The sequence below is a fragment of the Bradyrhizobium sp. URHC0002 genome, from assembly GCF_054059515.1.
Map to the genome: position 1 here is coordinate 6,364,580 of NZ_JBSSCF010000001.1, position 11,515 is coordinate 6,376,094.

The 11,515-nt window shown below is 63.1% G+C and carries 14 protein-coding genes; 7 read left to right on the forward strand and 7 right to left on the reverse strand.

The features are described 5' to 3' along the window. The first annotated feature begins 104 nt into the window (after positions 1–104). Entirely contained in the window at positions 105–1,052 is a 948-nt protein-coding gene (locus tag ACVWVY_RS31140) for a LysR family transcriptional regulator (protein WP_456629962.1), read from the forward strand. A 44-nt stretch (positions 1,053–1,096) separates the two neighbouring features. On the opposite strand, the gene ACVWVY_RS31145 is transcribed toward ACVWVY_RS31140, so the two are convergent. Beyond that, positions 1,097–2,008: a LysR family transcriptional regulator gene (locus ACVWVY_RS31145; protein ID WP_456629963.1), complete on the reverse strand. Its 912-nt coding sequence runs from the start codon at positions 2,006–2,008 to the stop codon at positions 1,097–1,099. Positions 2,009–2,078: 70 nt separating this feature from the next. On the opposite strand from ACVWVY_RS31145, the gene ACVWVY_RS31150 reads away from it, so the two are divergent. The 4 genes from ACVWVY_RS31150 to ACVWVY_RS31165 are packed head-to-tail and all read left to right on the forward strand — an operon-like array spanning position 2,079 to position 5,194. After that, the gene (locus tag ACVWVY_RS31150; protein ID WP_456629964.1) at positions 2,079–2,708 is read left to right on the forward strand and encodes an HAD-IA family hydrolase; all 630 of its coding nucleotides are present in this window, start codon (positions 2,079–2,081) and stop codon (positions 2,706–2,708) included. Continuing rightward, positions 2,705–3,679 (forward strand): tripartite tricarboxylate transporter substrate-binding protein, encoded by a 975-nt coding sequence (locus ACVWVY_RS31155; protein ID WP_456629965.1) that lies wholly within the window; start codon positions 2,705–2,707, stop codon positions 3,677–3,679. Before ACVWVY_RS31150 ends, ACVWVY_RS31155 begins: the two co-directional genes overlap by 4 nt. A gap of 2 nt (positions 3,680–3,681) precedes the next feature. Then, positions 3,682–4,812, forward strand: a complete 1,131-nt coding sequence (locus ACVWVY_RS31160) for a DSD1 family PLP-dependent enzyme (RefSeq protein ID WP_456629966.1) — start codon at positions 3,682–3,684, stop codon at positions 4,810–4,812. Then, positions 4,802–5,194 carry a RidA family protein gene (locus ACVWVY_RS31165; RefSeq protein WP_456629967.1) on the forward strand — a complete coding sequence of 131 codons (393 nt, stop codon included), beginning with the start codon at positions 4,802–4,804 and terminating at the stop codon, positions 5,192–5,194. The genes ACVWVY_RS31160 and ACVWVY_RS31165 overlap by 11 nt, the downstream gene beginning before the upstream one ends. 111 nt (positions 5,195–5,305) lie before the next feature. On the opposite strand, the gene ACVWVY_RS31170 is transcribed toward ACVWVY_RS31165, so the two are convergent. From ACVWVY_RS31170 to ndk, 6 genes are all read right to left on the reverse strand, one after another. Next, complete coding sequence (locus tag ACVWVY_RS31170) at positions 5,306–5,722, reverse strand: GFA family protein (protein ID WP_456629968.1); 417 nt, start codon at positions 5,720–5,722, stop codon at positions 5,306–5,308. Positions 5,723–5,758: 36 nt separating this feature from the next. Further along, entirely contained in the window at positions 5,759–6,223 is a 465-nt protein-coding gene (locus tag ACVWVY_RS31175) for an SRPBCC family protein (protein WP_456629969.1), read from the reverse strand. Between the two features lie 2 nt (positions 6,224–6,225). Next, a complete protein-coding gene (locus tag ACVWVY_RS31180) occupies positions 6,226–6,540 on the reverse strand; it encodes an ArsR/SmtB family transcription factor (protein ID WP_456629970.1) in 315 nt (104 codons plus the stop codon). 224 nt (positions 6,541–6,764) lie between these two features. Continuing rightward, complete coding sequence (locus tag ACVWVY_RS31185; RefSeq protein ID WP_456629971.1) at positions 6,765–9,107, reverse strand: xanthine dehydrogenase family protein molybdopterin-binding subunit; 2,343 nt, start codon at positions 9,105–9,107, stop codon at positions 6,765–6,767. Positions 9,108–9,191: 84 nt separating this feature from the next. Further along, positions 9,192–10,028, reverse strand: a complete 837-nt coding sequence (locus ACVWVY_RS31190) for a TerC family protein (protein WP_456629972.1) — start codon at positions 10,026–10,028, stop codon at positions 9,192–9,194. A 65-nt stretch (positions 10,029–10,093) separates the two neighbouring features. After that, positions 10,094–10,516, reverse strand: a complete 423-nt coding sequence (gene ndk / locus ACVWVY_RS31195) for a nucleoside-diphosphate kinase (protein WP_456629973.1) — start codon at positions 10,514–10,516, stop codon at positions 10,094–10,096. 324 nt (positions 10,517–10,840) lie between these two features. Between ndk and ACVWVY_RS31200 the strand changes: the two genes are divergently transcribed. Together ACVWVY_RS31200 and ACVWVY_RS31205 are read left to right on the forward strand one after the other, a co-directional pair. Continuing rightward, entirely contained in the window at positions 10,841–11,095 is a 255-nt protein-coding gene (locus tag ACVWVY_RS31200; RefSeq protein WP_456629974.1) for a sulfur globule protein precursor, read from the forward strand. Positions 11,096–11,304: 209 nt separating this feature from the next. Then, a complete protein-coding gene (locus ACVWVY_RS31205; protein WP_456629975.1) occupies positions 11,305–11,478 on the forward strand; it encodes a hypothetical protein in 174 nt (57 codons plus the stop codon). Positions 11,479–11,515: the final 37 nt, after the last annotated feature.

Sequence of the window (11,515 nt, forward strand, 5' to 3'; positions counted from 1 at the left end):
TGGTCTTTATTGGTTATGACCTCAGCTTGCCGCGCCCATAGACATCTGGCAAATATAATATGAAGATCATTCCGTTCTGATAATTAGATGTGAGGGCGATTTCAGTGGCGCTCGGATTGCGGCAGATCAGGTATTTTATCGCCATCGCCGATGCCGGCGTGCTGTCGCGGGCGGCGGAGACGCTCAATGTCGCGCAGTCGGCGTTGAGTCACCATGTCGCCGCCCTCGAAACCGATCTCGGCGTCAAGCTGCTGGAACGACGGCCGCGCGGGATCGCGCTGACCGCGGCCGGCCGGCGGCTCTACGAACATGCCAGCGCCGTGCTGTCCGCGCTGGGCAAGGCGGAAGAGGACGTACGGACCTATAACGAGGCCGCGACCGGGCCGGTCTGCATCGGCCTTAGCCACACCGCGCTCTCGATGGTCGCCCTCGATGTCATGAAGGCGGTGCGAAAGAACTCCCCCGGTGTCCACCTGACGATGGTCGAGGCGCTGTCGCCGGCGCTGATCGAGCGCGTCTTCTCAGGCACGGTCGATCTCGCGCTGGCCTATAATCCCCCGAGGGACGCCCGCCTGGATGTCGAGGCGCTGCACGACGAGGACCTCTACCTCGTCGGGCATCCGAACCTGATCGGGCGATCATCCAGCCCGATCGCCTTCTCCGCCATTCCGCAACGAAGCGTGGTTGGACTAACGCCGATGCCGGCATCGCGCGCCATCATCCAGACCCAGGTTCTCCGCAATCAGATCACGCCCAGTGAAACGCTCGAAGTCGATTCATTGTCGGCCTTGCGAATGGCGATCGAGGCTGGATTGGGATGCGCGATCCTCTCCCGCGCAACCGTCCTCTCCGACCTGGCGGCGGAGAAATATCACGCACGGCGCATCATCGATCCGCCGCTGACGCGCTCCTGCGCTCTGGTCGCGCTCGCGGACCGGCCGCAGACCAAGGCGTTCCTCGAGGTACGCAGCACCGTGGTCGAGATCGTCCGCGCCGTCGTCAACGAAGGGCGCTGGCCGGCGAAGGGAAACGGCCGCAGGAGCAAGCGTTAACAAGGCGGCTTCGAGCGCAGTCCGAGTAGCGGTTGGTCATACTGTCAAAGACTTCGCCAAGGCGGCTTCGGTTGAAAGCGGGTCTTCAGGCTTTCAACAAAATGCGAAACACGAGCTGAGACCCCGCGACGCGTTGGCACCAAAGCCAGAATGTCGGCCCCTTCGAATTCGTATTCAGCAAACAGCCGACGCAGTTCGCCGCGTTTGACGGATGGTGCGACGTCCCATTCGGACCTGAGAGCGACGCCCAGCCCCGCGACGGCCCACTCACGAACAACCTCGCCATTGTTGCTCGTGAGTGCCGGACTTATTCGAAGCGCCTCCGACCGCCGGGACGATGTGTGGCTGTCTTTGTAGCGCCACAGCGTCACGTCCTCTTCGTTTTCGCGAACCGAGAGACAGGCATGCTGCACCAGCTCTCGAGGGTGTGACGGCGTTCCATGTCGTCGAAGATAGCTGGGACTGGCGCAGACCCAGCGCGCGTTGCGGGCAAGGAGATGAGCCACCCACGAGGAATCCCGCACTGTTCCAATATGGATGACGACGTCAGCCTCGACATTGCTGTTCCAGGGCGCTTCGGAAAGATCCAACGTCGCACGCACTTGCGGGTAGTCGCGAATGAATGCCGCCATGACGGGCGCGACATGGATCCTGCCGAAGCCAAACGGCGCGACAACCCGCAAGGGGCCAGCAAATGCGCCACCGCTGAGACTGTCCGCCAGCCCATCGACACGCGCCAACAGCGACTGGCCTTCATGGACAAGTCGTTCGCCTTCCGGCGTGAAGCGCAGCCCCCGGGAGTTGCGAACGACAAGGTTGACCCCGAGAACAGCCTCCAGCTTCTTCAATCGCATGGAAAGAGCCGGCGGCGTGACATCGAGCGCCCGCGCCGCCGCGCTTAGCGAGCCGGTTCGACTCAGGGCCACCACAAACCGCAAATCCTCAAGCGCAATCATTCAATTTTCCTGAACGGAAGAGATAATCCTACTTAAACACAACTGATCACTGGGATGATAGAGGTTTGACATGACCATGCCGCGCGCCGTTCTTTTTGATCTTCTCACCGCGCTCCTCGATTCCTGGAGCGTCTGGAATGCCTCCGCCGGATCCGAAGCATCGGGCCGAACCTGGAGGGCCGAGTATCTCCGCCTGACATATGGTTGCGGGAGTTATGTCCCGTATGAGGATCTGGTCCGCCAGGCTGCGCGCACGACCGGTCTCGCTCCATCGGCGGCAGACGCCCTCGAAGCAAATTGGCTATCCCTCCCCGTCTGGAGCGGCGCGCAGGCTGCACTCGACCGGTTGGCCGGACGCACGCGCCTGGCAGTCGTCACCAATTGCTCGACGCGCCTTGGACGAATGGCCGCCGCCCGTCTCCGCACGCAATGGGATGTCGTGATCACCGCGGAGGAGGCCGGCTTCTATAAGCCCGACGCCCGCCCCTATCGTCTGGCCCTGGACATGCTGGGCGTGTCGGCCGCGGACGCAGCGTTTGTCGCAGGCTCCGGCTACGACCTCATCGGCACTTCAGCCGTCGGACTGCGCACCTACTGGCACAATCGCGTGGGCTTGGCGCGTCCCGATGGCGCGCCGGCAGCCGAGAAAGAGTCTGCTAATCTCGATGAGCTCATTCCGTGGCTGGAGGACTTTTCATGATATCCCGCATGTTAGCGGCCTTGCTCGCGGTTGCATTGAACATCTCTGCGGCAACTGCTCAGGGGTTTCCCGAGAAGCAATTGACGCTGATCGTTCCATTTCCCGCCGGTGGCCCGAGCGACGCGCTTGGACGGGCAGTGGCTCAGGCCATGGCTGCCCACTTGAAGCAATCCATCGTCGTGGAAAATATCGGGGGCGCCAGCGGCACCATCGGCCTGACCAAGTTGCTAAAGGCGCCTGCGGATGGATACTCGCTCGGATTTGGCACCATCGGCACACATGTCGCGAATGTCGCGCTCTTCAAGCGCCTGCCTTACGACCCTGTCGCCGACTTCGAGCCGGTGGGCCTCGCTGGGATGGCATCCACGCTTCTTGTCGCGAAGCTGGACTTGCCGGCGTCCAATCTACAGGACTTCGTCATCTATGCCCGTGCCAACCGCGAGAGACTCACCTATGGCAGCGCCGGCGTCGGATCGATTTCGCATTACGCCTGCGTTCTGCTGCTGTCGAACCTGAAACTGAACATCACCCATGTTCCATATCGCGGCGTTGCCCCCGCGATGAACGATCTCATGGGTGGTCACGTCGACTTCATGTGCGACCAGACCACCACCGCGCTGCCTCAAGTGCTCGGCGGAACGATCAAGGCAATCGCAGCGCTGAGTGATCAACCCCTGCCGCAGGCGCCTCAAGTATCTACTGCGGCAGCGGCCGGCTATCCGGGCGTGAACCTCCGCTCCTGGAACGCGGTCTTCGTGCGGAAGGGAACGCCCGCGGCGGTGCGTCAGAAATTAAATGACGCCTTGCGCGCAGCACTCGCCGACCCGGATGTCATGCGGCAAATGACAGCGGTTGGTGTCGAACTGCCACGGGGAGCGGATCTCGAGCCCGGCGCGGTCAGCGCGCTGATCGCTCAAGGGCTGGAGCACGACGTACCAGTGCTGCGCGCCAAGGGCGAATATCTGGACTGAGCATGACATCTTTCTCCGATATCGAAACGCCCGCTGCCGTCGTCGACGTCGCGCGCACGCAGCGCAATATCGCGCGAATGCAGGACAGGATGAACGCCTTGGGCGTCGGTTTCCGTCCCCACGTCAAGACGACCAAATGCGTCGCTGTTGCCGACAGCCAGCGCGCCGCAGGCGCGAAAGGCATCACTGTCTCGACCCTGCGCGAAGCCGAGGAGTTTTTTGCCGCGGGCTACGACGACATTCTCTACGCGGTCTGCATCGCTCCGCACAGGCTGAGCCGGGCCCAAGCACTGCGTGATCAGGGCTGCCGTCTCAAAATTCTGATCGACTCGGTCGAGGCTGCGCAAGCCGTCGTCGAGGCGCAGTCGCACCGCGATCCTCTCGAAGTCCTGATCGAAGTCGACACTGACGGGCACCGCTCAGGTGTGGGCCCCGAGGAGGAGCGTCTCATCGAGATCGGTCGCATTCTTCACACCGGTGGCGCTGCGCTTTGCGGCGTGCTGACTCATGCCGGAAATTCCTATGAACTCGACGATCCCCAGGCCTTGGAGCGCCTGGCGGAGCAGGAGCGTGCCTTGAGCGTGCGCGCGGCCGAACGGCTTCGTGCCGCCGGCCTTCCTTGCCCGGTCGTGAGCGTCGGATCGACCCCGACGGCGCTATCCGCCCGCGCCTTGGACGGCGTTACGGAAGTGCGCTGCGGCGTGTATGTGTTCTTCGATCTGTTCATGACGAATGTCGGCGTCTGCGGGATCGACGATATTGCCCTTTCCGTGCTGACGACCGTGGTCGGCCATCAATCGGAAAAAGGCTGGATCATCGTCGATGCCGGATGGATGGCGATGAGCCGAGACGGCGGCACTGCTCGTCAGCGCCATGATTACGGATACGGGATCGCATGCGACTTAGGAGGGCGCCCGCTCAAGGAAGACTTGGTCATGATCGCGGCAAATCAGGAACATGGGATCCTCGCCGCGACGAACGGACGTCTCATCTCTCCTGAAAATCGCTTCCCGATCGGCACACGACTTCGAATACTCCCGAATCACGCCTGCGCTACCGGAGCGCAATTCTCCGAATATCATGCCACCACGGACGGCAGCATTGAAACATGGCGGAGGTTCAATGGCTGGTGACATTGACTACCTGGAACCTCACGGAATGGCGGCTCCTGGTGGGCACTACAGTCACGCGGTGAGAGCCGGTGCTCTTGTTTTTGTGTCCGGACAATTGCCGATCTCCGCCAATGGCGCGAGGCTTGCGGACAGGGACTTTCAGACCCAAGTGCGTCAGGTATTGGCCAATCTCGCGACTGCCCTGGAGGCAGCAAACAGCGCCGTCGACAAGCTCATTCATGTTCGCGTCTACGTCACGGACATCAATGACTGGCCGGTCTTCGACAAACTCTATTCCGAGTGGATCGGCGCCGTCCGACCGGCCCGCGCGGTCGTTCCCGTCCCGACGTTGCACTACGGTTTTCGTGTCGAGATCGAAGCTGTGGCAGGCACGGCTCAATAAAAGCGAGATCAGCGCGCCGAATGACACTGCCTCGCCTGTAGTGACCTCACTCGACATTCGCGATCCGGCTGTCCAGATGATCGCCCGCGTTCGTATGGCTCCCGGCAACGCCTAACCAGGCGGCATTCGCTCGAATGTCTGCAGCGATGAATCCATCGCGTCCCAGGCATGGCCGCGGATGCCGTACGTAACCAGTTGCGGATTGAACTGGCTCGGGTCGTCAAGGCTGGTCGCGTGGACCGCTATCAGTTCCGGCATGGCGACGAATGTCAGGTAGACCGGCGTTCCGCAGGTCGGGCAGAAGGCGTGGAGCTTTTCATTCCCGCTGTCGCCGGCGACCCGCCAGTCTTTCGCTTCACCGGTAATGCTCATTTCGGCTCGCCGGGGGAAGACCAGATAGGATCCATGCCCCGTGCCACTTCGCTTCTGGCAATCGCCGCATTGGCAGTGGCTCTCGACGATGGGTTTGCTGCTCGTCTCATAACGGATCGCGCCGCACGCACATCCGCCGATATAGGGCTTGGTCATGGTCATTCTCCGGTTCTGGATTGATGCGGCAAGGGATCAAGCCGATTTCGGCTTGGCGAAAACATCGAGTCCCTCGCCGGTTTCCAGCAGGGATTTCAGGCTGGCGAGGACGACCGGCCACCCCTTCTTGATGCCGTTCGCCATCCCGCTGCCGGCTATGAGTTCGTCATGGCTGACGGTCAGCCGCACCATGTCCTCGTATTCCTCGATCTCGAACGTCACCCGGCTGTAGGCGGAAGGATCGGCGGCCTGCGACGCATTCGCCCAGGTGATGACGAGACGGCTTGGCGGCGAGACTTCGATCACCTTGCCGACGACCTGGACGGTCCGTTCATCATTGGCGCGGACGTGCTCCCATTTCGCTCCGGGATTCCAGTCGGAGACGTTCTCGTGGCCCCAATAACGCCTCGCGATCTCCGGTTTCGTGATCGCCGCAAACACCTTCTCCGGCGTCGAGCGAATATAGGTTACGTAGACAAAGCTGGTCGTCTCTTGGGTCATTGTTATTCTCCTTCGAGCTCTTTCTTCAGGTCGTGCAGCAGGCTGAGCCGCTGTCGTTCGAATTTCCGCACCCACCGCTCGTAGACCTCGTGAAGCGGCACGGGGTTGATGAAATGCAGCTTTTCCCGGCCGCGCTTGACCGTGCTCACCAGATTGGCCTCCTCCAGGATTTCGAGGTGCTGGGTGGCGGATTGCCGGGCCATGTCGAGGTTTTCGCAAAGCTGGCCCAGCGTCTGCCCGTTCTTTTCACAAAGAAGATCAAGCAGCTTTCTGCGTGTCGGATCGCCCAGCGCTTTGAAAACCTTGTCGGCCTGCATCGGTCTCGCTCGTATGGAGAATATGATATGCAGGTAAATACCTGCATGTCAACGACGGCGTAATCAGGTCATTCGTCACCTTGCCGTGATTAGGAGCGGACGATCAGGACTGGCGACGGATCACGACCGGATACGACCGTTGCGCCCACACCGTCATGGGCGCCATCGCAGCAACGGTCGTCGGCTGTCTGTCAGGCCTGAGCTGGCTCAGTCCCTCATCGGGACTATTGGTCGTCGGACGTCGTGCCAGTGCGTGATTGCGCTGCTACCGCCCGGATCGCATGCCAGATGCGGGAGGGCGTTGCGGGCATGTCGAGATGCCGCACGCCCAGCGGGGTCAGCGCGTTCATCACGGCGTTCATGATGGTGGCGGGGGCTGCGATGGCGCCGGCCTGACCGCTTCCCTTGACGCCCAGCCGGTTGGCGCGGCTTGGAAAGTCGCCCGTTAGATTGCCCTCGAACGCGGGAAGGTCGTCCGCGCGCGGCAGCGCATAATCCATCAGCGAGCCCGAGAGTATCTGCCCGGTCTCGGCATCGAACAGCGCGTGCTCGAACAACGCCTGCCCGATCCCTTGCACGACGCCGCCATGGACCTGCCCCAGCGTCTGGCGCGGATCGAGCAGCCGGCCGTAGTCGTCGAAGATAACGTAGCGGTCGAGCCTGACCTCGCCGGTCTCGGCGTCGATCTCGACTTCGGCAACATGGCAGCCGTTGGGAAAGGTGTAGCGGTCGCACAAATGGGTCGCCTTGTGCGCGAGGCCGGGCGCGACATCGTCGCCGGGCGTCTGATACGAAGCGCGCCCCACCTCCTCGAGGCTGATCTCCTGCCCGGTCACGGCGACGCGCAACATGCCGGCTTCGTAGCGAACCGCCTCCACGTCGGCCTGCAGCAGACGCGCGGCAAGCCGCCGCGCATTCTCGATCACGCCTTCGGCCGCCATCAACAGTGCGGTGCCGCCCTGATGCATGGAGCGCGCCCCGCCGTGCCCGCCACCGGAATCGAGATCATCCGTATCGCCCTGCCGAAACCGGAAGCGCTCCGCCGGCAAGCCAAACGCATCGGCCGCGATCTGGGCGAACGTGGTCTCGTGGCCCTGACCGTTGGAATGCGTGCCGACCATCAGATCGATCAGGCCATCGTCACCGACACGCACTTCCGCCACTTCATTGGGCTGGCCACGCGACGTTTCGAGAAAGCAGGCGTAGCCGAGGCCACGCAGCCTGCCCCGCTTGCGCGAGCTTCGTCGGCGCGCATCGAATCCCGCAGCGGCCTTCACCGCGTGATCGATCGCATGCGCAAAGCTGCCCTGCTCGACCGAAAGCCCCATCGCGCTTGAATGGGGGAAGCGGCGAAAGATGTTCTTGCGCCGCAGCTTCAGCGCATCCATCCCGAGCTGGTGGGCGGCGAGGTCGATGCAGCGCTCGATCAGATAGTTCGCCTCGGGCTTGCCGGCGCCGCGATAGGCGTCGATCGGCGTCGTGTTGGTGAACACGCCGCTGGTCTGAAAGGCGATCAGCGGAATGTCGTAGACGCCGCCCATCGCGCTCGCCATCGCCATCGTCGGCACGGCCGGCGCCACCGTCGAAACATGGGCGCCCATATTGGCGAGGACTTTTGTGTCGAGCGCGAGGAAGCGGCCGTCTTGATCCAGCGCGAGGCGGGCCCGGATAAGGCTGTCGCGGCCATGGACGGAGCCGGTAAAATCCTCGCTGCGATCGCCGATCCACGTGACCGGGCGGCCGAGGCGGCGCGCCGCCCACAGCACCAGCATCCATTCCGGATAGAGCACGTTCTTCATCCCGAAGCCGCCGCCGACGTCGGGGATGCTGACGCGAAGTTTTTCCCGGCCGATGCGAAAGACACCGTCGGCGAGCAGGTCGCGGATCGCGTGCGCGCCGGCGGCCGAGGCGGTCAGGTGCAGACGGCCACTCGAAGCATCGAACTGCCCCAGCGCACCGCGCGTCTCCAGCGGCGCGGCGACGACGCGGTTGTTGACCAGTTCGCATTCCACGACATGGGCGGCGTCGCGGATCACAGCTTCTACCGGGCCGATCTCGCCACGGTTGAACTGGAACGCGATGTTGCCCTTTGCCTCCGGCCAGATCTCCGGCGCGTCCGGCAGAACCGCATCCGCGATCGAGACCACCGGCGGCAACGGCACATAGTCGACGACGATGGCCTCGGCGGCATCGCGCGCGGCCTCAGTGCTTTCCGCAACCACGAATGCGACGGGCTCGCCGACATAACGAACGGTGTCGCGCGCCAGGGCGTGACAGGGCGGCACCACCAGCGGCGTCGTCATCGGGATATGGGTCACCGCGCACGGCAGCGGTCCAATATTGTCGGCGGCCAATTCCTGTCCGGTGAGCACGGCCGCAACACCGGGCATCCGGCGTGCCGCATCGACGCTGATCGCCGTGATGCGCGCATGCGCATGCGGCGAACGAACGACGACGCCATGAAGCGCGTTTGGCGCCACGAGGTCGGCGATGTAGCGCCCGCGTCCCCGCACGAAGCGCTCGTCTTCGAGTCGGTTGACGCTGCGCCCCAATAACGGCTCGGTCATGGGAACCTGTATGGAACCGGCCGGGGGCAAAGGCAATCGGTAGCCCCATCAGCCACCATGTCCGTCGGCGGCGGAGGTCCTTGCCTACGCCGGGGCGGAGTGCTCGGCGCCCTGCAGCTTGCGCTTTCGCCAGATCGATCCCGCGACGAGCACGATGATGATGCCGATGATTCCAAGGATCACCTCGCCGCCATGCCCGTTGTTGGCGAACTGCGGCGCCATGCCGAGCGATTTGAGGAGGCCATCGAGGCCGACACCGACCGGACCGTTGAAGAACGCGTGCAGCGACGGCTGCACTGCAGGATCGGTCGCCATCACCTCGCCGGCGATCCAGCCGAGCAGGCCCGCGCCGGCCCACACCAGCGCCGGAAGGCGCGTCAGCAACGCCATGATCAGCGCAGCTCCCGCGACGATCAGGGGAACGCTGATGGCAAGCCCGAGGACAAGCAGGGGAATGCTGCCATTGGCCGCCGCAGCGACCGCGATGACGTTGTCGAGGCTCATGACGATGTCGGCGATCGCCACGATCTGCACCGCCGCCCATAGATGCGCGGCAGCGTGCACGTCGCCCTCGTCCTCGTCTTCCGGCACGAGCAGCTTTGCCGCGATCACGAGCAGCGCCAATCCGCCGACCAGCTTGAGGAACGGCAGGTTCATCAGCGTCACGACGATGCCGGTGAAGATGATGCGCAGGAAGACGGCGACGCCGGCACCGAGCACCATGCCCCAGAACCGCTGCCGCGGCGGCAAGCCCCGGCACGCCATCGCGATGACAAGCGCGTTGTCACCCGACAGCAGGATGTTGATCCACATGATCTTGCCGAGCGCAACCCAGAAAGCGGGTTGCTGCATCTCGGTATGAAACTGGGTGAAGAACGCCGAGATCGTCGCGGGATCAAAGATTTGCCACAGCCAGTTCACAGCGTTTTCTCCCCCCGGCCCTTCAGCCGTTGCGCGCGGCTATTGCTTGCCGCCTTCCCAATCAATCAGCCGACGATTTCGTTGCCGGAAAAGAACTGCGCGATTTCGATCGCGGCGGTCTCCGGTGCGTCCGAACCGTGCACCGAGTTCTCGCCAATCGACTTTGCATGGACCTTGCGGATCGTGCCGTCCGCCGCCTTCGACGGATCGGTCGCGCCCATCACGTCGCGATACTTCAGGACGGCGCCCTCGCCTTCCAGCACCTGCACCACGACCGGACCCGAGGTCATGAAGTCGACCAGTTCACCGAAGAACGGACGCGCCTTGTGAACGGCGTAGAAGGTTTCCGCCTGTTCGCGGGTCATGCGAATGCGCTTCTGGGCCACGATACGCAAGCCCGCCTTCTCGATCAGCGCGTTGACGGCGCCGGTCAGATTGCGCTCGGTCGCGTCCGGTTTGATGATCGAGAAAGTGCGTTCAGTCGCCATTGTATACGTCCTTGCAAAAACGCTGGTTGGAGAGTTGCGGGGCTTATATCGGCGCCACCTCACGACGGCAAGCGACCGTGTGACGCGCCTGCCACACCTTTTTGGCGTGTTTTCGTGCCACGCACGCGCCGCGGGGGCGAAGATTACAGCAATTTCACGCAGGTGAACCCCGTCTGAAGCCGCCGTGCCGTCCTCATTCAGCTTCGCGGCCGTAGGCTTAACGACGATCGAACGCAGGGCACGCGCATCCGCCGGGCTCTGGACGTCACGGGACCCGATCTCACTGATGGTGCCAGCTGGCACCGAAACTTTGAGGAGACGATCATGTTACGCAAACTCTCGCTCGTTGCAGTAGCCGCGGCTTCGCTGGGTGCGGCCGCGCTGGCGCCGACATCGGCCTCGGCCTGGGGCGGCGGCTTTCATCATGGCGGCTGGCATCATCATCACGGCTGGGGCGGACCCCGCGTCTTCATCGGCGGCCCGGCCTATTACGGCGGCGGATATGGCGGCTGCTACGCGCGGCGCCTGGTTCCGACCCCCTGGGGTCCGCGCTGGCGGCTGGTGAACCGCTGCTACTGAACCTGATTTGAGCTTCCCCCTGACTGACGCCCCGGCCGCCGCGCCGGGGCTTTTTTTTATGCCGTGGAACCGGATTGCCGAACGGATTCCACTACTTGGAGGAGAATGCATGCCGTCCATGCACGGAAACCAATTTCGCCGTTGTGACTTGACCCATCAATATCATCAAGCCTTGCGAACGCTGTGAGGTGGAACTCGTAGAGATCGACATGCAACCTCGAATCAACAGCGATATCGAACAGATCGATCACAAGACATGCGTGTCGATCTGCGACGCCATCGGCGAACGTCTGCAGCAAAGCCTGCGCCCCGATACTGACCTGTCGCCACGTTTGCGCGAACTCGTCGACGAACTGCGCCGCCGCGACAACGAACTGCATTGAGGGCCGCCGGATCGCTGATTTGCCGATAAATGGGTTG